This is a genomic window from Microbacterium paludicola (assembly GCF_015235415.1).
Classification (GTDB): Bacteria; Actinomycetota; Actinomycetes; order Actinomycetales; family Microbacteriaceae; genus Microbacterium; species Microbacterium paludicola.
On sequence record NZ_JADGLL010000009.1, the window covers coordinates 56,067 to 81,147 of the forward strand.

Annotated in this window: 21 protein-coding genes; 6 read left to right on the forward strand and 15 right to left on the reverse strand. The window is 71.2% G+C overall.

The window, feature by feature from the left end:
* Positions 1 to 4: 4 nt before the first annotated feature.
* The 5 genes from IR155_RS06000 to IR155_RS06020 all read right to left on the reverse strand — a co-directional run bounded on the left by IR155_RS06000 (position 5) and on the right by IR155_RS06020 (position 6,438).
* A complete protein-coding gene (locus tag IR155_RS06000) occupies positions 5 to 1,051 on the reverse strand; it encodes a zinc-dependent alcohol dehydrogenase family protein (RefSeq protein WP_135113917.1) in 1,047 nt (348 codons plus the stop codon).
* A 21-nt stretch (positions 1,052 to 1,072) separates the two neighbouring features.
* Positions 1,073 to 2,380, reverse strand: a complete 1,308-nt coding sequence (locus IR155_RS06005) for a hypothetical protein (protein ID WP_135113918.1) — start codon at positions 2,378 to 2,380, stop codon at positions 1,073 to 1,075.
* Between the two features lie 189 nt (positions 2,381 to 2,569).
* Positions 2,570 to 3,454: a sugar ABC transporter permease gene (locus tag IR155_RS06010; protein WP_135113919.1), complete on the reverse strand. Its 885-nt coding sequence runs from the start codon at positions 3,452 to 3,454 to the stop codon at positions 2,570 to 2,572.
* A complete protein-coding gene (locus IR155_RS06015) occupies positions 3,454 to 5,088 on the reverse strand; it encodes an ABC transporter permease subunit (RefSeq protein ID WP_135113920.1) in 1,635 nt (544 codons plus the stop codon). The genes IR155_RS06010 and IR155_RS06015 overlap by 1 nt, the downstream gene beginning before the upstream one ends.
* A 99-nt stretch (positions 5,089 to 5,187) precedes the next feature.
* The gene (locus IR155_RS06020) at positions 5,188 to 6,438 is read right to left on the reverse strand and encodes a sugar ABC transporter substrate-binding protein (RefSeq protein ID WP_135113921.1); all 1,251 of its coding nucleotides are present in this window, start codon (positions 6,436 to 6,438) and stop codon (positions 5,188 to 5,190) included.
* A gap of 200 nt (positions 6,439 to 6,638) precedes the next feature.
* On the opposite strand from IR155_RS06020, the gene IR155_RS06025 reads away from it, so the two are divergent.
* The 3 genes from IR155_RS06025 to IR155_RS06035 all read left to right on the forward strand — a co-directional run bounded on the left by IR155_RS06025 (position 6,639) and on the right by IR155_RS06035 (position 11,349).
* Positions 6,639 to 8,348 carry a glycoside hydrolase family 13 protein gene (locus IR155_RS06025; protein WP_135113923.1) on the forward strand — a complete coding sequence of 570 codons (1,710 nt, stop codon included), beginning with the start codon at positions 6,639 to 6,641 and terminating at the stop codon, positions 8,346 to 8,348.
* A gap of 48 nt (positions 8,349 to 8,396) precedes the next feature.
* Positions 8,397 to 9,413, forward strand: coding sequence for a LacI family DNA-binding transcriptional regulator (locus IR155_RS06030; protein WP_135113924.1), 1,017 nt, complete (start codon positions 8,397 to 8,399; stop codon positions 9,411 to 9,413).
* 370 nt (positions 9,414 to 9,783) lie between these two features.
* Complete coding sequence (locus IR155_RS06035) at positions 9,784 to 11,349, forward strand: DEAD/DEAH box helicase (RefSeq protein ID WP_135113926.1); 1,566 nt, start codon at positions 9,784 to 9,786, stop codon at positions 11,347 to 11,349.
* A gap of 143 nt (positions 11,350 to 11,492) precedes the next feature.
* On the opposite strand, the gene IR155_RS06040 is transcribed toward IR155_RS06035, so the two are convergent.
* From IR155_RS06040 to IR155_RS06055, 4 genes are all read right to left on the reverse strand, one after another.
* Positions 11,493 to 12,866 carry an FAD-dependent oxidoreductase gene (locus IR155_RS06040; RefSeq protein ID WP_135113927.1) on the reverse strand — a complete coding sequence of 458 codons (1,374 nt, stop codon included), beginning with the start codon at positions 12,864 to 12,866 and terminating at the stop codon, positions 11,493 to 11,495.
* Positions 12,867 to 12,936: 70 nt separating this feature from the next.
* Positions 12,937 to 13,965, reverse strand: coding sequence for a polyprenyl synthetase family protein (locus IR155_RS06045; protein WP_135113928.1), 1,029 nt, complete (start codon positions 13,963 to 13,965; stop codon positions 12,937 to 12,939).
* Between the two features lie 26 nt (positions 13,966 to 13,991).
* On the reverse strand, positions 13,992 to 14,819 hold the full coding sequence (ubiE, locus tag IR155_RS06050; RefSeq protein ID WP_267899512.1) for a bifunctional demethylmenaquinone methyltransferase/2-methoxy-6-polyprenyl-1,4-benzoquinol methylase UbiE: 828 nt from the start codon (positions 14,817 to 14,819) through the stop codon (positions 13,992 to 13,994).
* On the reverse strand, positions 14,816 to 15,358 hold the full coding sequence (locus IR155_RS06055) for a DUF402 domain-containing protein (protein ID WP_135113930.1): 543 nt from the start codon (positions 15,356 to 15,358) through the stop codon (positions 14,816 to 14,818). The genes ubiE and IR155_RS06055 overlap by 4 nt, the downstream gene beginning before the upstream one ends.
* A 73-nt stretch (positions 15,359 to 15,431) precedes the next feature.
* Here IR155_RS06055 and IR155_RS06060 point away from each other — a divergent pair, with 73 nt between their 5' ends.
* Positions 15,432 to 16,724: an isochorismate synthase gene (locus IR155_RS06060; protein ID WP_233441116.1), complete on the forward strand. Its 1,293-nt coding sequence runs from the start codon at positions 15,432 to 15,434 to the stop codon at positions 16,722 to 16,724.
* 251 nt (positions 16,725 to 16,975) lie between these two features.
* Here the strand turns inward: IR155_RS06060 and IR155_RS06065 are convergent, their stop codons facing one another.
* The 5 genes from IR155_RS06065 to IR155_RS06085 all read right to left on the reverse strand — a co-directional run bounded on the left by IR155_RS06065 (position 16,976) and on the right by IR155_RS06085 (position 22,418).
* Positions 16,976 to 18,217 (reverse strand): FAD-binding protein, encoded by a 1,242-nt coding sequence (locus tag IR155_RS06065; protein ID WP_135113931.1) that lies wholly within the window; start codon positions 18,215 to 18,217, stop codon positions 16,976 to 16,978.
* Position 18,218: 1 nt separating this feature from the next.
* Positions 18,219 to 19,316 (reverse strand): glycerate kinase, encoded by a 1,098-nt coding sequence (locus IR155_RS06070; RefSeq protein ID WP_135113949.1) that lies wholly within the window; start codon positions 19,314 to 19,316, stop codon positions 18,219 to 18,221.
* 74 nt (positions 19,317 to 19,390) lie between these two features.
* On the reverse strand, positions 19,391 to 20,257 hold the full coding sequence (locus tag IR155_RS06075; RefSeq protein ID WP_135113932.1) for a PPK2 family polyphosphate kinase: 867 nt from the start codon (positions 20,255 to 20,257) through the stop codon (positions 19,391 to 19,393).
* Between the two features lie 66 nt (positions 20,258 to 20,323).
* Positions 20,324 to 22,018 carry a 2-succinyl-5-enolpyruvyl-6-hydroxy-3-cyclohexene-1-carboxylic-acid synthase gene (gene menD / locus IR155_RS06080; RefSeq protein WP_209306739.1) on the reverse strand — a complete coding sequence of 565 codons (1,695 nt, stop codon included), beginning with the start codon at positions 22,016 to 22,018 and terminating at the stop codon, positions 20,324 to 20,326.
* A gap of 1 nt (position 22,019) precedes the next feature.
* Positions 22,020 to 22,418 (reverse strand): PLD nuclease N-terminal domain-containing protein, encoded by a 399-nt coding sequence (locus IR155_RS06085; RefSeq protein ID WP_209306740.1) that lies wholly within the window; start codon positions 22,416 to 22,418, stop codon positions 22,020 to 22,022.
* A gap of 94 nt (positions 22,419 to 22,512) precedes the next feature.
* Between IR155_RS06085 and IR155_RS06090 the strand changes: the two genes are divergently transcribed.
* Positions 22,513 to 22,884: a DUF4229 domain-containing protein gene (locus tag IR155_RS06090; protein ID WP_233441118.1), complete on the forward strand. Its 372-nt coding sequence runs from the start codon at positions 22,513 to 22,515 to the stop codon at positions 22,882 to 22,884.
* Positions 22,885 to 23,316: 432 nt separating this feature from the next.
* Here the strand turns inward: IR155_RS06090 and IR155_RS06095 are convergent, their stop codons facing one another.
* Complete coding sequence (locus IR155_RS06095) at positions 23,317 to 24,288, reverse strand: 1,4-dihydroxy-2-naphthoate polyprenyltransferase (RefSeq protein WP_409366549.1); 972 nt, start codon at positions 24,286 to 24,288, stop codon at positions 23,317 to 23,319.
* A 52-nt stretch (positions 24,289 to 24,340) separates the two neighbouring features.
* Between IR155_RS06095 and IR155_RS06100 the strand changes: the two genes are divergently transcribed.
* Positions 24,341 to 25,081, forward strand: a 741-nt coding sequence (locus IR155_RS06100; RefSeq protein WP_167760717.1) for a PQQ-dependent sugar dehydrogenase, incomplete at its 3' end; no start/stop codon positions are given.

The following is a 25,081-nucleotide window of genomic DNA, read 5'->3' on the forward strand; positions in this document are numbered from 1 at the left end:
CCCCTCAGGGGGCGATCACAGCCTTGACGCACGCGCTATCGGCCACCGCGGCGAGCGCATCGGCATACTGCTCGATTCCGAAACGGTGCGTGACGTACCCGCTCGGATTCACGACGCCGGAGCGCAGGTAGGCGAGCGCACGATCGAACGAGAACTGCTGCGCGAAGGATCCCTTGATCGTCAACTCGCGACGGAAGACCTCGTAGGAAGCGACCGGCCACCGGGTTGCCTCCGGTGTCATGCCATAGACGAACACCGTGCCGCCTGTGCGGGTGAGCCCGATCGTGCTCTCCAGGACAGAGGGTGCGCCAGTGGCGTCGACAACGACGTCGTATCCGCGTGGTGCGTTCGCCCGCAGGTGGGCCAGTGCCGTCTCCGGATCCTGACGATCGACTCGCACGGTCCGCGTCGCACCGCTCCGACGCGCAAGCTCGAGTTTCTCGACCGTCGGCGCCGCGACGGTGAGTCGGGCTGCTCCGTTTCGAGACAGCAATTGTGTCAATAGCAGACCGGTCGGTCCGGCGCCGAACAGCAGCACGTCCGATCCAGGCCGCAGTCCGAGCACATCGAGGCCGTGGACGACGCACGCCGTGGGTTCCGCGAAGACGGCGACGTCGACATCGAGGTCGTCCGCGGGGTAGCAACGTCCGATCCTGATGACGACATATTCGGCAAAACCGCCCTGCGCGTTGACGCCGTGCGCGACGTTGGCGAGGCAGAATGCCGGCCGTTGGCGTAAGCACTCTGCGCATTCACCGCACTGAGCGGTGTTGTCGAGCACTACTCGCATTCCCTCGGCGAGTCCCGCCATCGCAACGAGGTCTTCGGAGTCCGCGCCGAACCTGACCACCTCACCGACGATCTCGTGCCCCGGCACCAGCGGGTAGCTCGGGCCGAACTCGCCGACGTGCAGGTGAAGATCTGTACCGCACACACCGGCGAGCAGCACTCGCAGCAGCACTTCCCCAGGCCCAGGCTCGGGCACAGGGAGCTCGCGGATCTCGAAATGCTCGGGGCGGTCGTAGACCACGGCCTTCATCGTGGCGGGCATGATCGGGTCCTCCGTGGGATGTCAGATGCGGAAGGTCTCGAGATCCAGAACGCGCGAGACCACGTCGAGTCGTCGCGTGAGATCCCCGACGGCGATGATCGCGTGATGAGATGGCAGGTTCTCGACGAAGCGATAGCCGTCCTCGACGCGCAGCACGGCACCGTTGAGGCAATCCGAGTTCTCGAATTGCGCATACTCGGAAAGCACGGCGGGAGTGACCGAGAGGCGGTCCATCGTGCTCGTGATCTTCACGAGGGTCACGTCACCCTCGGGAAAGCGGGCGTCGAGCGCGTGTGCGCGCGGATCGACGATCTCGAGCACCCGGGGCCGCACCGCCCACTGGCTCGCCCACCGCTGCGGCACGATGCCGAAGAACCCGCAATGGGCAGCAAGGATGTGGTTCTCTGGCTGGGCGGACACGGGCGGGAAATGCGGAATCTTCTCGTGCTTAAGCGCGGCTTGACCCATGAGGAACGGGTACAGGTTGGTCATCATGACGGGCGCGTCGAGAGAGGCGTTGACGAGGTACTTCGTGATCATGGAGGTCAAGTCGGCTTCGCACCCCCAGATCAGGCCTCGCTCCTCGAAGAGCAGGTTCCAGGCGAGACAGGGCGTGGTCGCCGACGTCTCCGACTCGTTCAGGCAGTTGATCCCGGCTGCGATAACGCCGGGGGTCTCGTCGAGTTCGTCGGAGAGCGCGAGCTTCATGCGGAGGGCCTCTTCTCGGGCACGCAGACCGAGCTCGCTGAGCTGCACCCCGTTGGACACGCGTGCGATCTCCTCCGTGACCCGTGACGCGGGTACGGCGGCGGCGCGTGCGGCCAGCTCTCGAAAGCTGCGTTTCTCGACCACCGTGCCGAACACATCGGCGAGCGCTCCCGCGCAGTCGTCTTCGTACCAGTAGAAGCGCTTGAAGATGTCGGGCTGCTTGCCTGCGCCGAGGTCGTCGAGGTAGGCAAGCATGCGCGCACCGCGCAACGTCGCCTTGGCGCCGAGCGCACGAAGAATGTCCTCGAACTCCGTGCGCGCGGTCGGAGCAATTGTGGGCACGCCTCGCCGCGCGAGGAAATCGCGGATCTCCCAGTCCCACATGGAGACGGTGCCGAACTCGCTGGTCACGACGAGGATCGGAACCCGAATGCGCTGGAAGTAGTCGAGCTGGCGGTACGCGGCGCCGCTCATGTCGGGCACGATCACGGCGTCGGCCTGCACCCCGTCGGCTTCCGGTAGCCGACAAGGCTCGAGCCAGGCCACCATGTGCCCCGCGATGGCGCGCAACGCCTCGAGTTGAATGTGGAACGACTGCTGCGGTATGTCCTCCAGATACACCGGAAGCACTGTCGGGATCACGAGAGCCTCTCCATCGAGGTGTAGTAGAACTACTCAGAAGTCACCTTCCCGACCGCGGAGCGAGTCCGGCGGGCGCTGGGTGCATGCTTTCGTGTAAACGTACTACAAAGAGCGACGTCGGCGCCGGACCGACAGGCGATCCGGCGCCTCCGTCGTGCCAGCCGCGGGTTACTTCACGGCACCCGCGGTCAGTCCGCCGACGATGTACTTCTGCAGGAACAGGAACAGCGCGACCACCGGCAGCGCGGCCATCACCGCGCCGGCCGAGAAGGCGCTCCAGTCTGCGTAGCGCGGGTTCGAGACCAGCTTCGTCAGACCCACGGCGAGCGTCTGGTTCTCGGTGTCGATCAGCACGACCGACGCCACCACGAACTCGTTCACGCTGCCGATGAAGGACAGCAATGCGACAACCGCCAGGATCGGCGCGACGAGGCGCAGGATGATCGTGAAGAACACGCGCACGTGGCTCGCGCCGTCGATCTTCGCGGCCTCGTCGATCGACTGCGGCACGGTGTTGAAGAATCCGTACATCAGATAGGTGTTCACGCCGAGGGCGCCGCCGAGGTAGACGAGGATCAGGCCGATCCTGCTGTTCAGGCCGATGGCCGGGAACCAGTCGCCGATGGCGCTCAGCAGCAGGAAGATCGCCACCACCGCGAGCAACTGCGGGAACATCTGCACGACGACGATCGTGATGAGCCCGAAGCGACGGCCGGTGAACCGCATGCGCGAGAACGCGTATGCGGCGAGCGCGCCGAGGAAGACGGTGAGGATCGCGGTGATGCCCGCGATGATCAGGGTGTTCGCGAACCACGCGAGGAACGGCACCTTCGGGTCGCTGACGATGCGCACGTAGCTGTCGAAGCCGATCGCCGAGAACAGCGCGTTCGATCCGGTGAGGGTGCCGCGCGGGTTGAGCGAGCTCGAGATCACGAACACGATCGGCAGCAGCGAGAACGCGGTGACGATGATGCCGACGACGTGGCGCCAGCCGAGGTCGGCGAACCAGCGTCCGAAGGAGCGGCGGCGGTCGGTGAGGGCGGTCGCGCTCATCAGTTCAGCTCCTCGAGCGACTTGGTGCGGCGGAACGCGATCACGGAGATCACTGCCACCACGATGAAGATGATGATCGAGTAGGCGCTCGCGAGACCGTAGTCGCGCGTCTGGCCGGTGAAGGCAACCTTGTAGACCATCGAGATCAGGATGTCGGTGTGCCCGACGGGGATGGGCGCCGCCGAGTCGCGCGGTCCGCCGTCGGTGAGCATGTAGACGACGTTGAAGTTGTTGAAGTTGAACGCGAACGACGCGATCAGCAGCGGCGCGACGCTGACGAGCAGCAGCGGCAGCTTGATCAGGCGGAACACCGCCCACGGCTTCGCGCCGTCGACCGTCGCCGCCTCCTGCAGCTCGTCGGGGATCGACTGCAGCGCGCCGGTGCACACGAGGAACATGTACGGGAAGCCGAGCCAGAGGTTCACGATCAGGATCGACACCTTCGCCATCACCGGATCCGTCAGCCACGGGATGGACGCCCCGCCGAAGATCACCTGGTTCAGGAAGCCGAAGCTCTGGTTCATCATGCCGGCCCACACCAGCGCCGACAGGAACGACGGGACCGCGTAGGGAAGGATCATCAGCACCCGGTACACCGCGCGGCTGCGCATGCGGGCGTTGTTGAACGTGATCGCCAGGAACAGCCCGAGGAAGAACGTCGTCGCGACGGACAGCAGCGCGAAGGCGAACGTCCACAGCGTCACGTAGAACAGGGGCCCCGCGAGGCGCTGATCGGTCACGGCGCGGATGAAGTTGTCGAAGCCGACGGTGATCTGCCAGCCCGGAAGCAGCTGGGTCCCGTCCTCGGCCGTGAACGCGCCGACCCCCGTGTCGCGGTAGACCGCACCGGTCTCGGTGTTCGTCAGGGTGCCGGCGGCCTCGTCGTACTCGAGCGCCGAGGTGTAGAGGTAGCCGCTTGTGCCGTCCGGAGTGCGCAGCGCACCGTCATTGGGGTCGTCCGAGAACGGCACCGACAGCTCGGTCACCTCGTTCTGACGCTGCAGCACCTGGGCGAACTGCAGGCTGCTCCAGCCGTCGGCCGCAACGGCCTTGTCTCCCTCGAACGTCGGGTTCGCGGCGGGGGCGAGCGGCATCTCGGTGGTGCCGACGAGCGCCTCGCCCTCGGGCGTCGTGACGAGCAGGCCGAGCGCGCCGCCCTGCTCCACGACCGTGATGGGGTAGGTCGCCGAGTCGGGCACACGCTGGAGCGCCGAGGCCATGAGCGAGGCGACCGCCTGCTCCTTGGTGCCGTTGTGGCCGGTGCCGTAGTTCGTGAAGGCGACGTAGCCGGTGTAGATCAGCACGAACACCTGGAACAGGCACAGGAAGATGACGCCGGGCGTGAGGTACTTCGCCGGCAGGGTGCGGCGGGAGAAGTAGATCCAGTTGACGATGACGGCGACGACGACGACGACGCCGATCACGATCCACTGCTGGAAGCCGATCAGGACGAGCACCGCGTAGACGGCGATCGCGTCGACGATGCCGAGCAGGATCAGCTTGAGGACGAGAGCGCGGATGCCGCCGCCCGCCCGCTCGGCGATGTCGCGCGCCTGGCGCTGCCTGCGCAGGCGACGCGGGTCGGTCGCGGCGTCGGTCGCCGTCTCGGCGACCTGGGTATCGGTGTCGGTCATGGCTCCCTTGCCCGTGCGAAGTCGTCAGAGTCCGCTCGTCGAGCGAGGGCCGCGAGGCCCTCGCTCGACGAGCAGGGATGTGGAGGTGTCAGTCCCGGATCAGCCGATGGCGGCCTGCACGTCGGACGTCAGCTTCTGCCACGTCGCGACGGGGTCGGCGCCGTTGATGATCTCGGCCTGTGCGATGCCCCAGTACTGCCACACCGAGCCCATCGCCGGGATCGCGGGCATCGCCACCGCCTGCTCGCCCACCGTGGCGAAGCCGCCGATGATCGGGTCCTCCGAGGCGGTCTCGGCCGCGGCGGAGAGGGCCGGCAGGATGTTGCCCGCCTCGAACAGCGCGAGCTGCGCGTCCTCGGAGCCGAGGTAGTTCACGAGGAAGTCGTTCGCGGCGACCTTGTTGTCCGACTCGGCCGAGACGAAGAAGCCCTTGACGCCCGCGAACGGCGAGGCGGGCTTGTCGGTCGGGCTCGGGACCGGGTCGATCGCGACGTCCACGCCGGCGTCGATCGCGGCGCCGACGTTCCACGGGCCGGTGAGCCAGTAGGCAGCCTTGCCGTCGATAAACGACTGCTTGGCGATGTCGCCGTCGATGTCGGTGTTGAACACGCCGGTGCCGTTCTTGCCCTGGCCGGCGAGCCACTGGGCGAACTGCTCGCCTCCGGCGCTGCCGAGCTGCAGGTCGGTCGGGTCGTAGCCCTTGTCGTTCGTGCCGAAGACGGGGGCGCCGAACGCGGTCTGGAACGGGTACAGGTGGTAGGGGTTGCCCTCGGCACCCTGCTCGACGACGAACGGCTGGTCGAGGCCGGCGGCCTTGCCCTTGGCGATCATGTCGTCGAAGCTCGTGGGCGCATCCGGCACGAGCGCCTTGTTGCGCAGCACGGCGATGTTCTCGACGGCGTACGGGAGCATGTAGACGGTGCCCTCGTAGGTGGAGGCGTCCAGCGCGACGGGCAGGTAGTCCGAGGCCGCGTCGCCGAGCTCGAGCGGCGCGACGACGCCGTTGGTGGCGAGCTCGCCCAGCCAGTCGTGGGCACCCATGGTGATGTCGGGGCCCTCGCCCGTCGGCACCTGCTGGATGAAGTCGTCCTTGATGTCGGCGTTGTCCTTGCCGACGAGCTCGACCTCGACACCGGTCTGCTCGGTGTACGCGTCGGCCGCACCCTGCAGCGCATCCACGCGCTCGGCGTCGACCCAGACGGTCAGAGTCGATGTGGCCTCGCCCTCGCCCTCGGCGGGGGCGGACGTCTCGCCGCCCTGCGGGGCCGGCGTGGACGAGCATCCGGCAAGGCCGAGAGTCGTCGCGATCGCGAAAGCCGCGACCAGGCGGCCCTTGCTGTTCACCTTCATTGGCGTGTTGCCTCTCTGTCGTGGAATCGGCCACTCCGCCGATTTCTGCAAGCGGTTACAGGTATACCCGTTCATCCCGGATCCGCAAAACGGCCCTTCTGTGATGCCAGAGGTTCGATACCCAACCGTGATGCACACGGACGCCGCTCCTGCCTGCAAACGTTTCCACATCCAGCCGGAATCGCATAAAGTCTCATCTCATGACTCCCGCTCCCACCCTGAGCCCGACACTCGTGGGCCCCGAAGGCGACGCCGCCGCCCCCGGCGCCGCCTGGTATCGCACCGCCGCGATCTACCAGATCTATCCCCGCTCCTTCGCGGACGCGAACGGCGACGGCATCGGCGACCTGCCCGGCATCACCTCGCGCCTGGACGCACTCCGCGACCTCGGCATCGACGCGATCTGGCTCTCGCCCTTCATGACCTCGCCGCAGAAGGACGCCGGCTACGACGTCGCCGACTACTGCGACGTCGACCCGCTGTTCGGCACGCTCGCCGACTTCGACGAGATGCTCGAGCACGCGCACGAGCGCGGCATCCGCGTGATCGTCGACCTCGTGCCGAACCACTCCTCCGACCAGCACCCGTGGTTCCAGGCGGCCCTCGCCGCCGCTCCCGGAAGCCCCGAGCGCGGCCGCTACATGTTCCGCGACGGTCGCGGCGAGAGCGGCGAGCTGCCCCCGAACAACTGGCAGTCGGTGTTCGGCGGCAACGCCTGGACCCGCGTCACCGAGGCCGACGGCACGCCGGGCCAGTGGTACCTGCACCTGTTCGACTCCTCCCAGCCCGACTTCGACTGGGCGAACGAGGAGGTGCGCGAGGAGTTCCGCCGCATCCTGCGCTTCTGGCTCGACCGCGGGGTCGACGGCTTCCGCGTCGACGTGGCTCACGGCCTGGTCAAGCACGACGAGCTTCCCGACTACATGCCGCCGGAGGACTCCGACTCGATGGGCGGCAAGGAGCCGGTTCCCTACTGGGGTCAGGAGGGCGTGCACGAGGTGTACCGCGACTGGCGCCGCCTGCTCGAGGAGTACGAGGGCGACCGCGCCCTGTGCGCCGAGGCGTGGCTGCCGACCGCGGCCGAGACGGCCCTGTGGGTGCGTCCCGACGAGATGCACCAGGCCTTCAACTTCCCGTACCTCATGGCCGACTGGGATGCGGCGCAGCTGCGCGAGGTCGTCGACGAGTCGTTCCGCGCGTTCGGCGGCGTCGGCGCCCCGACCACGTGGGTGCTGTCGAACCACGACGTGATCCGCCACGCCTCGCGCCTCGCGCTGGGCGCCGACGCGCCGCAGGGCCACGGCATCGGCCCCCTCTCCCCCGGCAAGCCGGACGCGGTGGTCGGCCTGCGCCGCGCCCGCGCCGCGACGTCGCTGATGCTCGCGCTGCCCGGCTCCGCCTACCTCTACCAGGGCGAGGAACTCGGCCTGCCCGAGGCGATCGAGCTTCCGGACGACGCGCGCCAGGATCCGACGTGGTTCCGCACGCAGGGCGAGCGCTACGGCCGCGACGGATGTCGCGTGCCGATCCCGTGGGAGGCCGACGCCCCGGCGTTCGGGTTCAACGGCACGGGTGCTGCGTGGCTGCCGCAGCCGTCCGAGTGGGCGGAGCTCGCGCGCGATCGTCAGGAGGACGATCCGGACTCGACGCTGAACCTGTACCGCACGCTGCTGCGCCTGCGGCGCGAGCTGGGCCTCGGCGCCGCGTACGATTTCGCGTGGGTGGAGGGCCTCCCGGCCTCCGCGGTCGCGTTCCGCAGCGGCGGGGTCACGGTCGTGGCGAACACCGGCGCCGAGCCGGTGCTGCTGCCGGAGGGTCGCGTCCTCGTCTCGAGCGGCGCGCTCGAGCAGGACGGATCCGGATCGCGCGTCCTTCCCGCCGACACGACCGTCTGGCTGATCCAGGACTGATCCACGGATCCGGATCGGATCCCGAGCACGCAAGGGAGCGCGCGGAGCATGAGCATCGCAGAGGTGGCACGGCTGGCCGGAGTGTCCACGGCGACGGTGTCCCGCGCGCTGTCCGGGCGCGGCCACGTGTCCGCCGCGGCCCGCGAGCGCGTGGTCGCGGCGGCGCGGGAGCTCGGCTACGTGGTCTCCCAGGCCGCCTCGAGCCTTGCCAGCGGCCGCACCCGCAACGTCGGCATCGTGCTGCCGTTCCTCAGCCGCTGGTACTTCACCGCGGTGCTCGAGGGCGCGCAGCAGCGGCTGATGCGCTCGGGCTACGACGTGACGCTGTACAACCTCGCCGGCGACGGCGGCGAGCGCCGCACGGTGTTCGAGCACTTCCTGCAGCGCCAGCGCGTGGATGCCGTGATCGCCGTGTCGCTCGAGCTCACCGAGCCCGAGGTCACGAGCCTCCACGCGCTGGGGAAGCCGCTCGTGGGCGTCGGCGGCCCGATCCCCGGCGTACGCACCCTCGCAATCGACGACGTGGCCGTGGCGACGCTCGCCACGGAGCACCTCATCGGCCTCGGTCATTCGCGCATCGGCCTGATCGGCGGCGACGTCGAGTCGGACGCCGACTTCCACCTGCCGACCAAGCGCCGTCAGGGCTGGGAGGCGGCCATGCGCGAGGCGGGACTTCCCATTGCCGAGAGCCGGGTCGCGAACGCCGACTTCACCGTGCAGGGCGGCTACCGGGCGGCGAAGCAGCTGCTCGGCGCTCCCCTGCGCGACCGGGCCACGGCGATCTTCGCCGCCTCCGACGAGATGGCGTTCGGCGCGATGCTCGCCGCGCGCGACCTCGGCCTCAGTGTGCCGCTCGACGTGTCGATCGTCGGTGTCGACGACCACGACATGTCGGACTTCTTCGGCCTCACCACCATCGCCCAGTTCCCGGGCGCGCAGGGCGCGCTCGCTGTCGACATCCTGATGGCGCAGCTCGAGCCGAAGGGCGACGACACCCCGCCGTCCGACACCCCGCTGCCGTTCGAGCTGCGGGTGCGGTCGTCGACGTCCCGCCCGCGCGACTGACCGCGGGCATCCTGCGTCCGTTGCGCGTCCCGCGCTCAGGGGATGCGGGGCGGATGTCGCCTCCTGCGCCCGACACGCGCACGTGCACCCCGGGTCCCCTGAGTCCGGAACCGGATGCGCAGCGGCTGACCATCAGGGTGCTCGCCGCTGAGGGTGCTACTGTCGGGAATGCGTCCGAGTCTCGGGCGCGTCGTCGTGTCTCGACAGGTCTCCCCAGAGACCAGGGCTCGCCGGATCGCATCCGGCTGACGCCCCGTCTTCCTGCCGCGGCGAACGGATCCGGCATCCGCCGTGTTCGCCTCCCACCGGCCTGCGCTTCCCTGCGCCCGCGCCCCTGTGCGCCTGGGCCGGATCATCGAAAGAAACACACATGACCTCTGCCGCTGAGCAGATCTCCTTCGCCGACCTCGGCGTCCCCTCGATCCTCGTCGACGCGCTCGTCGCCATGGACCGTCCCACCCCCTTCCCCATCCAGCGCGAGACGCTTCCCTCGACGCTCGCCGGTCGCGACGTCCTCGGCCGCGGAAAGACCGGATCCGGCAAGACGCTCGCGTTCGCCATCCCGCTCGTCGCCCGCCTCGCCGCGAAGGGCCAGCGCGGTCGCGCCGGCTCGCCGGTCGCCCTCATCCTGGCTCCCACGCGCGAGCTCGCCACGCAGATCACCCGCACGGTCGAGCCCCTGGCCAAGGCCGCCGGCATGGCCGTGACCACCATCTTCGGCGGCGTCTCGCAGAAGCCGCAGGAGGCAGCCTTCGCGCGCGGCGTCGACATCGTCGTTGCCTGCCCCGGCCGCCTCGAGGACCTCATGGGTCAGGGCGTGGTGCGCCTCGACCGCGTCTCGATCACCGTGCTGGACGAGGCCGACCACATGGCCGACCTCGGCTTCCTCCCCGGCGTGACGCGCATCCTGTCGAAGACGCCGACCGACGGTCAGCGCATGTTCTTCTCTGCCACGCTCGACAACGGCGTGGACAAGCTCGTCAAGCGCTTCCTGCCGAACCCCGAGCACATCGCCATCGACTCGGCCGAGTCGCCGGTCGCCGCGATGACGCACCACCTCTTCGAGATCTCCAGCACCGAGCTGAAGACCGACGTCATCAAGGCCCTCGCCTCGGGCACCGCCCGCCGCATGCTCTTCACCCGCACCAAGCACCAGGCGAAGAAGCTCGCGCGTCAGCTGACGGCGGCCGGCATCCCCGCCGTGGATCTCCACGGCAACCTGTCGCAGAACGCGCGCGACCGCAACCTCGCCGACTTCTCGTCGGGCGCCGTGAAGGTGCTCGTCGCGACGGACGTCGCCGCCCGCGGCGTGCACGTCGACGGCGTCGACCTGGTCGTGCACATCGATCCGCCGGCCGAGCACAAGGCGTACCTCCACCGCTCGGGCCGCACCGCCCGCGCCGGCGCCGCCGGCGACGTCGTGACGCTCATGGTGCCGTCGCAGCGCAAGGACACGGAGATCCTGATGCGCCGCGCGGCGATCGACGTCAAGCCGCAGCACGTCACGGCGAACCACTCGGCCGTCATCGCCCTCGTCGGCGAGGTCGCCGAGCGCGTCGCCCCGCGCCCGGGCGGCCCCGGTGCGGGCAACGCCCCGGCCGAGGGATCGACCGGCGGCGGTCGCTCGACCGGCGCGAACGCCCAGCGCAAGCGCGCGGCCCGCGAGGGCCAGGGCGCTGCGGGCGGCCAGCGCCACGGTCAGGGCGGCGGACGCGGACGCGGCGGTCGTGGCGGCCAGGGCGGCGGTCAGTCGCAGGGCGGCCAGCGCCAGGGCGCACCCCGCGGCGGCCAGTCGGCGCCGACGTACAGCACCTCGACCGGCCAGCCCGCGCAGCGCCCCGCCCACGGCGGCTCGGCGCACGGCGGCTCGACCGGTGCCGGCAACCCGGCCCCGCAGCGCCGCCGCGGCCCGCGCCGCGCGTCGAGCTCCTTCTAAGCGACATCCCGCCTCGGCGGGACCAGAATCGGTGCCGTCGGGCCGTCATCCATCCGGATGAGGGGCCGACGGCACCGCTTCTCGCCAGATGCACGAGAGCCCGGCCCCACCAGGCGCCGGGCTCTCGGTCGGTCGGGGGCGGGTTACTCGCCCCGCGAGACCTTGATCATCTCGTCGCGGGGGACGACCTTGACCCGCGCACGGCCCTCGGGTGCACCCAGGGCGATCTCGTGCTCGTCGAGCCGGTGCCAGCCCTCGAGATCCGTCCAGGCGACGCCGCGCGAGGCGAGCAGCGCCGGGATCGCCTCCTCCGACGGATCGGCGGGCTGCCACCACGACCCCTGGCCGTTGAGCAGGTGCTGGATGGTCTCCATCGCGTCCGACTTGGTGTGGCCGATGAGGCCCACGGGGCCGCGCTTGATCCATCCGGTCGCGTACATCCCGGGGATCCGCTCGTTCGAGTCGGGCGAGAGCACCTGGCCCTCGTGGTTCGGGATGACGCCGTGGCGCTCGTCGAACGGCACCCCCGGCAGCGGCGAGCCGAAGTAGCCAACCGCGCGGTACAGCTGCCCCATCGGCACCTCGCGCAGCTCGCCGGTGCCGACGACGCCGCCCTGCCCGTCGGGGCGGGTGCGCTCGTACACGAGGGCCGCGACCCGACCGTGCTCGTCCTTCTTGACCTCGATCGGCTTGGCCCAGAAGTGAAGGTGAAGGCGACGCGACGCCGTGCCGCCGGCGTTGTTCGCCGACTCGCGCTGACGCCACGACTGCAGCACGCGGTCGATGACCTTGACCTGCTTGTTCGTCTCGATCGCCGCCTTCGACGCCTCGTCGTAGTCGAAGTCCTCGTCGTAGACGACCATGTCGACATCCCGCAGCTCGCCGAGCTCGCGCAGCTCGAGCGGGGTGAACTTCACCTGCGCGGGGCCGCGACGGCCGAAGACGTGCACGTCGGTGACGGGCGACGCGTCGAGGATCTCGTACACGTTCGGCGGCACCTCGGTCGGCAGCAGGTCGATCGCGTGCTTGGCGAGGATGCGCGAGATGTCGAGGGCGACGTTCCCGTTGCCGATCACGCCGACCGACGGCGCGGTCAGCGGCCACGTGCGCGGCACATCCGGGTGTCCGTCGAACCAGCTCACGAAGTCGGCGGCGCCGTAGGAGCCCTCGGCGTCGATGCCCGGGATGTCGAGATCGGCGTCGCGCACGGCACCGGTCGCGAAGATCACCGCGTTGTAGTGGTGCTTCAGGTCGTCGAGCGTGATGTCCTCGCCGAAGCGGACGTTGCCGAACAGGCGGATGTCGCCCCGGTCGAGCACCTCGCGCAGCGCGCCGATCACGCCCTTGATGCGCGGGTGGTCGGGGGCGACGCCGTAGCGCACGAGCCCGTAGGGCGCCGGCAGGTTCTCGAAGAGGTCGATGGAGACGTCGAACTTCTTCTCTGCCTTGAGCAGGATGTCCGCGGCGTAGATGCCCGCGGGTCCCGCGCCGACGATGGCCAGCCTCAGCTTGGTCATGACTTTCCTTTCAGGCGGTCAGGCCTTCGATACACAAGAGTCTGCCGCGCGACGCCGGATGGATCCGGTGTCAGCTGCTGCGGTCGACGAGCGACTCGGCGAAGCGCACGAGCGCCTCGCGCACGCCGCCGCGCGGCAGCGGGTCGAGGGCGTCGATCGCCTCGCGGGTCCAGGTCAGGGCGAGCTCGCGCGTGCGCGCGGTCGCGGGGTGGTCGCGCAGGACCGCGAGCGGCTCATCCAGGATGGCCGGGTCCTCGCCCTCGCCGATGCGGGCGACGCCATCGTCGATGCGCTGCGTGAGCGCGCGCGACTCGTCGTCGTCGGCCGCGGCGAGCAGCAGGTACGGCATCGTCGGCACTCCGGCGCGCAGATCGGTGCCGGGGACCTTGCCCGTCTCGGACGCATCCGCGGACAGGTCGATCACATCGTCGAGCAGCTGGAACGCCACGCCGACCTTCTCGCCGTACACGCGCAGCGGCTGGTGGAAGCGCTCATCCGCGTTGGAGAAGATCGCGCCGGCCTGCACGGACGCGGCGATCAGCGAGCCGGTCTTGTCGGCGAGCACCTGGATGTAGAACGCGATCGCATCCTGACCCGGCTGCGCACCGACCGTCTCGTGCATCTGGCCGAGCACGAGCCGCTCGAACGTGTCGGCCTGCAGCGCCATGGCGCGCTCGCCGAGGCGGGCCATGATCTGACTCGCGCGCGAGAACAGCAGGTCGCCGGTCAGGATGGCGATGCTGTTGCCCCACACCTGGTGCGCGCTCGCGACGCCGCGGCGGCGGTCGGCTCCGTCCATGACGTCGTCGTGGTACAGCGAGCCGAGGTGCGTGAGCTCGAGGGCGGTGGCCGCGTCGATCACCGCCGGGACGGTGCCGTCGCCGAGCTGCGCCGACAGCATCGTGAGCATCGGACGCACGCGCTTGCCGCCGGCCTCGTAGAGGTAGCGCGCGGTGGCGTCGACAAGCTCATCGGCCGAGTGGAGCTCGTCGGCGAGACGTTCCTCGACCTGCTCCAGGCCGTCCTCGATCAGCCCGATGAGCCGCTTCGATCCCGGCCCGGCGAAGACGCGTTCGCTGAGGCCGAATCGACTCGCCATGGAGGAGCCCGTCGCCGGTCGGGGTGTCACGACTCCAGCCTACCGGCGGCGTCTTCGCCGCGACGGCCTTCCGGTTCGGCGTCGAAGGACCTCGGCGCGGCTCCCGGCTGCGCCGGCTTCACCGCCCGGTGAAGGGCGACGATGCCGAAGCTCAGGTCGCGATACGCGACGTCCGCCCATCCGACCTCGCGGATCCAGGCAGACAGCGCGCGCTGATCCGGCCAGTGCCTGATCGACTCGTTGAGGTAGTCGTAGGCCTCGGTGTTCGACGAGACGACGCGCGCGATGCGCGGCAGGATGCGGTCGTTGTAGAAGCGGTAGAGCCCGCGGATCGCGGGGACGGGCGGGTGCGAGAACTCGCAGATCACGAGGCGGCCGCCGGGCTTGGCGACCCGCAGCAGCTCGGCCAGGGCCTTCTTCGGCTGCTTGACGTTGCGCAGGCCGAACGACATCGTCACGGCGTCGAACTCGCCGTCGGCGAAGGGAAGGGCGGTCGCGTCGGCCTCGACGAACTCGAGGTTGCGCACATCCCGGTACCGGCGACGCCCTTCGGCGATCATCCCCGGCGAGAAGTCGGCGGCGACCACGTGAGCACCGCTGCGGGCAAGCGAGATGGAGGACGCGCCCGTGCCGGCAGCGAGGTCGAGGATGCGCTCCCCCGGCCGCGGGCGCACGGCGCGGGTCGTGGCGACGCGCCAGAGGCGGTCGTTGCCGACGCTCAGCACCGTGTTCGTGACGTCGTACTTCGCGGCGACCTGATCGAACATGCCGCTGACGCTGGCGGGGTCCTTGCCCAGGTCGGCGCGGTTGGGCCCTCCGTCGAAGGGGCTGCGGCGTCCGGCGTGCGAGATCACGCCTCCGAGTCTACGGTCGCCAGCCGCGCCAGCCAGTGCTCGGCCGTCGCCTCGTCGAACGGCGCCTCGAGCGCGCGCACCCGCCGTTCGAGGTCGTGGGCCGTCGCCTCGAGGGCCTCGATCACGCGGGACGGGTAGCCGTAGCGCACCCTGTGCACCTCCCACTCGTCCTCGTCGTCGATGTAGACGCCGCGCTCGTCGGTGCGGCGCACGACATCGAGGTCCATGTCGATCGCGGTGGGAAGACCGTCCTCGCCCCAGCCGGCGGCCCACGAGACGTCGATGTACACGCGTGTGGCGGCCGGCGACGCGTTGACGGTCAGCACGTAGTCCTGGCGGTCGGCGGGGATCAACATGACGCTCGGTATGTCCAGCACGAGGTCCCGTCCCGGACGGAAGCTGCGCGATCCGGTCCGCTGGCCCAGCCAGTCGCCCCAGTGATCCGATCCGAGGTAGACGCACTCGTGCTCCCAGTGCGGGGAGCCGTCCCACTTCCGCCAGCGGAAGACGAGCGGGGTTCCTATGGCGGGCCGGGGCATTGTCCGAGCCTATGCCGCCCGGGCGGGCAGGAGCGCGCGCCCCGGGCCGGAGGGGCGGATCTAAGCTGGATGGGTGTCAGAAACGTCCCGCGTCCCGCGCCTGATCGTGGAGACCCGGGAGGCGGATCCGGTCGAGGATCCGCTGCTCTGGGCGAGCCGCTCCTGGCCCCTCGCCTGGCAGCGCAAGGGCGACATGCTCGTGGGCGCGGGCACCGAGATCCTGCGCCTCGACGTCACCGGCCCCGACCGGATCGCGCGCATCGCCGCCTCGTGGCGGGAGATCATGGCCGCGGCCGAGGTCGACGACGAGGTGCGTGTTCCCGGGACGGGCCTCGTCGCGTTCGGCGCCTTCGCGTTCGACGACGGCTCGGCGCAGCGCAGCACCCTGACGGTGCCGTCGACGATCCTCGGGCGCCGCGGCGGCCGTCACTGGATCACGCGGATCCGCAACGCCCGCGCCGCCGCGCCCGACGAGGCCCCGCAGCCCTCCGACTACGGATCGCACTGGTCGGCGACGCTCGGACCGGGGCGGATGGATCCCGCCGCGCACGGCGACGCGGTGCGCGAGGCGCTCGCGGCGATCGAGGCCGGCGAGGTGAAGAAGGTCGTGATCGCCCGCGACATCGCCGGCTCCGTTCCCGTCGACGCCGACCTCCGTCGCCTGGTGCGCGCCCTCGCGAGCGGCTACCCCGACACATGGACGTTCGCGGTGGAGGGGATCATCGGCGCGAGCCCCGAGACCCTCGTCACCGTGCGCGGCGGAGAGGTCACGGCCCGCGTGCTCGCCGGCACCCGCCCCCGCGGCGCGGACGCCGACGAGGACTCGGCGATCATCGCCGAGCTCGCGGCCAACCCCAAGGACGTCGACGAGCACGAGTACGCCGTGCGCTCGGTCGTCGATGCGCTGCGCCCCCACACCTCGGCGCTCGCGTCCGCCGAGCAGCCCTTCACGCTCAAGCTGCCGAACCTCTGGCACCTCGCGACGGATGTCGAGGGAACGCTCTCCAACGGATCGACGGCGCTCGACATGGTGCGTGCCCTGCACCCGACGGCGGCCGTGGCCGGCACGCCCCGCGAGGCCGCGATGGCGGCCATCCGGCGCATCGAGCCCTTCGACCGCGGGCGCTACGCCGGTCCGGTCGGCTGGATCGACGGCAACGGCGACGGCGAGTGGGCCATCGCGCTGCGCTGCGCCCAGTTCGGGGTGCCCGGCGAGACCACCGACCGGGGCTGGATGATCGACCCAGACGGAACGCGCCCAGTCACCGCCCACGCGGGCGGCGGCATCGTCGCCGGCAGCGTGCCCGAGGCGGAGCTGCTGGAGACGCGGGTGAAGTTCCGGCCGATCGTGGACGCGCTGGCGTAGGACGACGACCGCGAGGCTTGTGGTCGCCACGTGCGACCGAAGGGAGCGTGCCGCGGAGCGGCCAACCAGCGCGCCCACGGATGGAGCGAAGCGACAGCCCATCGATCGCGAGCGCCGGCGCCCCGCGAGCGGAGCGACGGCCTCTCTCACGGAGTGGTACCGCGGAGCGGTGCCCGACGCGTGAGAGTCACGAACAGCCCGCGTCGGCCGAGTGATCGATCAGCGCGCGGCCAAGAAAGAACAGCGTCGGTTTAGAGCTCGTCGAGGAAGCCGAGGTAGGGGTTGCGCATGCGGGCCCCCGGGTCGAACTCGCGGGTGAGCGCGGCGAAGTCCGCGAGGCGCGGCCAGACGGCGGCGCGGCCCGCGGCACTCATCGTGGCGAGCTTCCCCCAGTGCGGGCGGGCGGCGAACGGCTGCAGCGCGGCCTCGATCTTCGCGACCACCGCCTCGACCGCCGGCTGATCCGGCAGCCACGTGAAGTGCAGGCCGACAGTGTCGGTCTCGTACGCGGGGCTCAGCCAGAGGCTGTCGGCGCGCATCGAGCGGATCTCCGTGACCTGGATGAGCGGGGCGATGTCGTCGGCGAGCTCGCGGACCGCGCGGATCGCGGCGACCGCGTGCCGGCGCGGCACGAGGTGCTCCGACTGCAGCTCGGCGCCGCTCGAGGGAGTGTGGCTCATCCGGAAGTGCGGCAGCCGGTCAAGCCAGCGTCCGGGCTCCCCCAGCTGCGGCGTGCAGGCGTCGGGCGAGACGCCCGCGAGCATGTGCAGCGGCTCGGTCGCGGGCGCGGGATCGCCCGGGATCGTCGGCGGCTCCTCGACGCGCGACTTCGTCCACACCTGATCGACGACATCCGGATCCGTCCACCGCAGGAAGAGGCTGACGCTGTAGGCGGCGCCCATGAGCGCATCGAAGTGCGACAGCGCGGTCTCGAGCGGGAGGTTCTCGTAGAGGCGCTGGCGCACCTCGAAGGAGGGCTCGATGTCGAGCGTGATCTGCGTCACGATGCCGAGCGCCCCGAGCGAGACGACTGCGGCGTCGAAGTGCTCGTCGCCGCGGGCGAGGGTCAGGACGTCGCCCGTCGCGGTGACGAGCTCCAGTGCCGCGACGGCGGAGGACAGCGTCCCGACGCCGTCACCTGACCCGTGCGTGCCCGTCGCGATCGCGCCGCCGATCGAGATGTGCGGCAGCGAGGCGAGGTTCGCCAGCGCCCATCCCTCGGCCTCGAGCGCCTGGGCGAGGTGGCCGTACCGGGCGCCGGCGCCGACCGTGACGGTGCGCGCGTCGGCGTCGATCACGGGGGCGGAAGCCAGCCCGGCCGTGGAGACGAGCGTCGCCTCGGTGTCGGCGATCAGGCTGAAGGAGTGGCCGGAGCCCAGTGCGCGGACGCGGCCGGGGCGCCGCAGGATCTCGCGGACGTCCTCGGTGCTGGCGGGGTCGGCGATCCGGTTCGCGCGGAAGCGCACGTTTCCCGCCCAGTTGGTGAGTTCCATGTCAGTCATCCTCTCCCTGTGCCGCGGCGAGTCGCTCGCCGGCGGCCTGCAGCCAGTGCCGCGTGTCGGTCATCGCCGCGTCGGCGGACCCGGCGAGCTCCGTGAGGGAGACCGCCTCGATACCGGTGACGTCGGCGTCGTCCGCGATCCGCCCGGCGACGACGGCGATCCGGGCGCCGGCCTCGCGTGCGAGCCCGGCGACGTATGCGGGGGTCTTCCCGGCAGCCGACTGGCCGTCGTACGAGCCCTCGCCCGTGATGACGAGGTCCGCACCCTCGATCGCCGCCGGAAGGCCGGTGAGGGCGCCGATCTCGGCCGCTCCGCCGACGAGGCGCCCGCCCCAGGCGAGCAGCCCGAAGCCGCAGCCGCCGGCCGCGCCGGCGCCGGGCACATCCGGATCGGCGTCGAGCAGGCTCGCGAGGCGGGCGAGGCCCTCGTCCGCGCGGGCGACGCCGCCGGCGTCGAGGCCCTTCTGCGGGCCGAAGACGGCCGCCGCGCCGCGGCGACCGGTCAGGGGGTTCGTCACGTCGGTGAGCACGAGCACGCCGCCGGACGGCGCCGGACGCAGTCTCGTGAGATCCGCTTTCGCGAGCTCCTCGAGGCCGGCCGCCCCGGGAGGGACGGACAGGTCGTACGCGTTGATGAAGCGCGCACCGAGGGCCGTGAGGGCCCCGATGCCGCCGTCCGTCGAGGCGCTGGATCCGATGCCGAGGATGAGCCGCGAGACGCCGTGATCGACCGCGGCCCGAATCGCCTGCCCGAAGCCGAGGGTGGACGCGTCCCGGCCGCGCAGGTCGCCGGCCAGCAGCTCGATTCCGGATGTCGAGGCGATCTCGACGACACCCGTGCCGTCGGGGAGCAGCAGCCAGGCCGCATCGACCGGGAGGCCGAGCGGCCCGGTGACGCGCACCGGCATCCGCGTCGCCTCGGGGAACGCCGTGGCGAATGCGTCGAGCGTGCCCTCGCCGCCGTCTGCCATCGGCCGCAGCACGACCTCGTCGTCGCTGCGCACGCCCGCCCAGCCGTCGGCGATCGTCCGCGCCGCGTCGGCGGCGGGGCACGTGCCCTTGAAGCTGTCCGGCGCGACCACTACCCGCATACCCATGCCGCCATCCTTCCGCACCCGGCGACGGGTCCAGGCCACAGGCCGGGGGCGGGCGGGGCTGTGCGGCGTTACAGAGTCGCCTTCAGGCGCTTCTTCTCGGCCTCGACGTCGAACTCCGCGACCGGCCACTGCGGGTCGATGCCCTCGAGCGCCTCCAGCAGCAGCTCCTGCACCGCGAGGCGCGCGTACCACTTGTGGTTCGCGGGCACGACGTACCACGGCGCCTCATCGGTCGAGGTGCGGGTGAGGGCGGTCTGGTACGCGTCCATGTACGCGCTCCACCGCGCGCGCTCGTCGACGTCGCCCGGGTTGTACTTCCAGTGCTTGTCGGGGCGCTCGAGGCGCTCCATCAGGCGCTCGCCCTGCTCCTCCGGCGAGATGTGGAGCATGACCTTGATGATCCGGATGCCGCGGTCGGCGATGCGGCGCTCGAAGTCGACGATGGCGCCGTAGCGACGCTCGATCTCCTGCGCGTCGGCCAGCTTGCGCACGCGGCCGATCAGCACGTCCTCGTAGTGCGAGCGGTCGAACACCCCGATCAGGCCCGCACCCGGCAGGCGCTTCTCGACCCGCCACAGGAAGTCGTGCGCGAGCTCCTCCTCCGTCGGTGCCTTGAAGGCGGCGAGCTGAATCCCCTGCGGGTCGACGCCTCCCACCACGTGACGGACGACCCCGCCCTTGCCGGCCGAGTCCATCGCCTGCAGCACGAGCAGCACGGCGTCCTTCGCGGTGCCGCCGCGGCTCGCGGCGTACAGGCGCTCCTGGTACTCGGCGAGCTGCTCGAGGCCCGACTTGAGGTCGGCCTTGCCCGCTGCCTTGTCGCCGTCGTACCCGGGCGTCGCGTCGGGGTCGACGTCCGACAGCTGGAATCCCTTCGTCACCCGCAGCACGCGGGCTGCGTCATCCGTCCAGCGGGCCTGGCTCTTCGCGATCATGCGGCACAGTCAACCATCCGGATCCGACCCGACGCGAGAGCGGCGGGAGCCGACGCGCGGATGAGCTCACTCCCGCTCGAGCGGGACCTCGATGATGCGTCGGGATCCCGGCGCGATCAGCGCCTGATCCAGGGCCGAGCGGGTCGTGACGCGCGTGTGCTCCCAGCCGTACGCGGACGCGAGCGCCGCGACGTCCGCCTGCTGCGGCGTGTACTGCACGCGGTCCATGTCGTCCTTCGAGGCGAGGGAGGCGACCTCGAGCCCGTCGAAGATCGTGCCGCCGCCGTCGTTGCCGACGATCAGCTGGATCCGCGGATGCTCCTCCGAGACCGGCAGCAGCAGCGCACCGACGTCGTGGAGCAGGGTCAGGTCGCCGAGCAGCACCCGAGTGACGCCGGGGCGGGCGCCATCCTGGCTCGCGAGCGCGATGCCGAGGGCCGTCGCGATCGTGCCGTCGATGCCCGCGAGACCGCGATTCGCGTGAACGGGAACCCGCTTGCCCGGCAGCACCGCGTCGGCCACGCGGACGAGGCGGGACGACCCGAACACGAGCCGGTCGTGCGGCCAGGTCGCGGCCCACACCGCGGCGGCGAGCTGCTCGCGATCGAGCGGGCGGCGCACCGCGGCCAGCTCGGCGCGGGTCGCCTGCGCGCGGGCGAGCGGATCCTTCGAGGCGAGCCCGTCGAGATCGGGCGCGGGCGCGTCGAGGTCGACGGCGTGCGCGGCGGATGCCTGCAGCCAGGATCCGAGCCAGGCGCGATCCGGATCGCCGGGGGTCACCGCGACCGCGTCGACGTGGGTCGTCCGGTGGTTGAGATCGAGGTCCTCCCCCGCGCCGCGCACCGCGACCACGTCGACATCCGGCCGCGAGAGGAGGGCGGCGACTTCGCGGGAGAGGGTCGGATGCCCCAGGACGACGGCGCGCTCGATGCGTCCGCCGAGGTCGGGATCGCGCAGCAGGGCGCGGTAGCCGTGGATCACCTGACGACCGAAGCGGGCGCCGCTGACGATCTCGGCGATGAGCGGCCATCCGCCCGCGTGCGCCAGCTCCTCGGCGGCCAGTCCGGCGTCGGCGCCCGCGATCACAACCGTGCGGGGGCCCCGCTCGAGGGCGTGCGGATCGCGCTTCGGCGCCGTGATGGCGTCCGGGACGGCACGGGTCCTGCCGCCGGTGAACCACTCCGGCAGGGCCCCGGCGAGCGGCTCGCGATACGGGAGGTTCAGGTGCACGGGGCCGGCGACGGCGTCGCCTGCGTCGCCGGTGGCCGCGCCGTACGCGCGCCGCGCGATGGCGCGCGCCGCGGCGACCTCACCCTGCTCGCCGGTCGGCGTCTCCGCGTCCATCGCGAAACGCGTGAACGCGCCGAAGATCCCGGGCTGGGTGGTTGCCTGATTCGCCCCGACGCCGCGCAGCTCGGGCGGGCGATCGGCCGTCAGCAGCAGCAGCGGGACGCCGGCGTGATGCGCCTCGAGCACCGCGGGAAGCAGGTTCGCGACGGCCGTCCCTGACGTGCAGATCACGGCGGCGGGCACGCGCGTCTCGCGGCCGATGCCGAGCGCCGTGAAGCCGGCGACGCGCTCGTCGATCCGGACGTGGAGCCGGATGCGCCCCGCGCGCTCGAGGGCCGCCGCGGCGAGCGCGAGCGCCTGGGAGCGCGAGCCGGGGCTCACCACCACGTGCCGCACCCCGTGGGCGACGAGCTCGTCGAGAAGCGCGGCGGCTGCGGCGCTCGCGGGCGATGCGCCGGGGTCCCGGCTCACGTCAGAGCGTCCCGCGACGGCCGCGGGGGTCGTCGTCCCCCGTCTCGTCCGGCTTCTCCTCGCCCGGCTTCGGCTGCTCGTCCGACTCGGAGTCGAGACGTGCGAGCTCCTCCTCGAGCAGGCGGATGCGCTCATCCTGATCGGTCACGCCCTTCAGCGTGCCGAGGAACTGGGGGTCGTCATCCGGAGCGATGACGCGGCTCCCCGACTGCGGGCGCGAGCGGCCGAGGACGAACCACAGGATGCCGCCGAGCACGGGCACCAGGACGACGATCGCGATCCATGCACCCTTCGAGACACCGCGGTGGCGGGTCGGGGGCTGGACGGCGCAGTCGACGATGCTGAAGACCCAGAACGCGATCGCAGCCACAACGAGGGGGATCAACACGCGAGGCGGCATCTCCTCATCCTAGGCGGGTCACCTGTGCACGGGATGGGGTTGACGCGACCGCCGGCCCGGGTCGCGCTCAGGTGGCGAATCTAGACTCGAGCGCGTGAACACGCACGCTGACGCCCCGCTCGAGGACGCCCCGGGATCCGCCGCGACGGACGAGGCCCGGCCGGCTGGATCCGGTCGCCCGGCGGGTGTGTCGCTGGTGGTCTACGCGGTGCTGCGGCTCGCCGCGTTCCTCGTGCCCTTCGGGCTGATGATGCTGCTGCCGGCATTCCACGACCTGTGGTGGCTCGCCGCGATCTTCGCCGCGCTCATCGGCCTGAGCATCTCGGTGCTGTTCCTGCGCCGCCCGCTCGCGGATGCGGCGCAGTCGCTCGCGGCCCGCCGGGAGGCGGCGCCCCGCGCGCGCACCGAGCGCGAGCTGGAGGACGAGCTCGAGGACGCGGCGAACGACGAGGCCCAGCGCGGCTGACGCCCGGTTGCTGAGCGAGCCTGCGAGCCGAAGCGACCGACCTCAAGCCGCCCGCCCGTGCGAGCAGGTCATCTCGACTCGCTCCGCTCGCTCGATAACCGGGGTGGGGCGGGCACAAAGGTGCGGCAAACGCACCGAATGAGGCGCTGAGAGGTGCGAACGCCGCACGTTCACCCCTCACCCGGTTGCTGAGCGAGCCTGCGAGCCGAAGCGACCGACCTCAAGCCGCCCGCGGGAGGGGCAACGGACCTGTGCCCCCATGTGTGAGCGAAGCGAACGTGGAGCGAAGCGACCCCCGCAGCGCGAAGCGCTGCCGCAACGGAGCGTCAGCGACGGTGCCTCGCTCGCGAGGGCGCCGCTTGCGGCCCCGAAGCGTGCGAGACGCTTCTAAAGGGAACTGCCGCTTCTGAAAGAACCGGTGCGAGCCGTGTCTCAATAGAACGCCCAGAACAGGAACCCCGCGTAGCCGAGCGAGGTCAGCGACGTCAGGGCCAGCGCGGTGACCAGCTCACGGGGCTGACGGTAGGTCCAGACGATCAGGATGGCCGGGCCTCCCGCGAGGAGGGCGAGCGAGGCGAGCCAGGCGATCGGGTAGAACAGCGCGAGGTACCAGGACGTCGCGAAGGCGAGCAGGACGAAGACGGTGTACAGGATCTGCGTCGCGCGGCGCCCGATGAGGACGCTGAGGGTGCGCTTGCCGACCCGGCGATCCTGGTCGATGTCGCGCAGGTTGTTGGCGAGCAGCACGGCGCAGGCGAGCAGGCCGGCGCCGACGGCGCCGAACCAGGCCTCCTGCGGCAGGGCGAGCGCCTGCACCCACGTGGTGCCGAGCGTGGCGACGAGGCCGAAGAAGATGAAGACGAAGACCTCGCCGAGCGCGTTGTAGCCGTAGGGACGCTTGCCGCCGGTGTAGAACCACGCGGCGACGATGCAGACGAGACCGAGCGCGATGAACCACCACTGCTGCGTGCGGATGGTGATCGCGAGACCTGCGAGCGCGGCGATGCCGAAGAAGACGAAGGCGGCGACGAGCACCGAGCGGGGCTTCACCCGGCCGGACGCGGTGAGGCGCGCGGGGCCCACGCGGTGGGCGTCGGTGCCGCGGATGCCGTCGCTGTAGTCGTTGGCGAAGTTCACGCCGATCTGCAGCGACACCGCGACCACCAGGCAGGCGAGCGCGATGACCCAGTGGAAGACGTCGCTCACGATCAGCGCCGCTCCCGTGCCGATCACAACGGGTGACACCGCGAGCGGAAGGGTGCGCAGGCGCGCGGCGCCGATCCAGTCGCCGACGGTCACGGGGCCGGCGGTGGGTGATGCGTCCGTCCGCGCGACGGCGCGCTTGGCGGGGTTCCCGCTCAGGCCACGGGTGTTCTTGCGCTTGCTGCTCGGTCGCTTCGCCACGATCCACGATCCTACGGCCGCGGCGCGCGCGATCCGGCGTACCGTGGGCGCCATGCGGCACACGGACCGAGCGCGTGGCGGCAAAGCGACGCACGGCATTGCCGTCGTGGCCGCGCTCGTCTCGGCGCTCACCCTCGCCGGCTGCACGGCGACAGATCCGGATCCGGCGCCCTCGCCGTCCGCGGCGGCATCCGATCCCGCGAGCGCGTCGTCACCCGGTCCCGCGCCGAGCGCTCCCTCGGGGACGGAGGTCGTGGCGACCGGGCTCGAGGCGCCGTGGTCGATCGCCCGCTCCGGGGATCTCGTTGTCGTCAGCGAGCGGGACTCCGGCCGGATCCTGCGGCTTGCCGACGACGGATCGACCCACGAGCTGGGTGTCGTCGAGGGCGTCGCGCACGGCGGGGAGGGTGGCCTGCTGGGGCTCGCGTTCGATCCGCGGGGGCGCCTGTACGCCTACTCGACCGGAGCGGATGGCAACCGCATCCAGCGATTCGAGGTCGACGGCGGTGCGCTCGGGGAGGCGGAGACGATCCTGGACGGCCTTCCCTCCGCCGGCCGGCACAACGGCGGGCGCCTCGCGTTCGGCCCCGACGGCATGCTGTACGCCTCGGTCGGCGACGCGGCCGATCCGGCGCTCGCGCAGGATCCGTCGTCGCTGGGCGGCAAGATCCTGCGGATGACACCGGATGGCGATCCGGCCCTCGACAATCCGGATCCGGATTCGCTCGTGTACTCGCTCGGCCACCGCAACGTGCAGGGGATGGCGTGGGCGTCGGACGGGACGATGTACGCG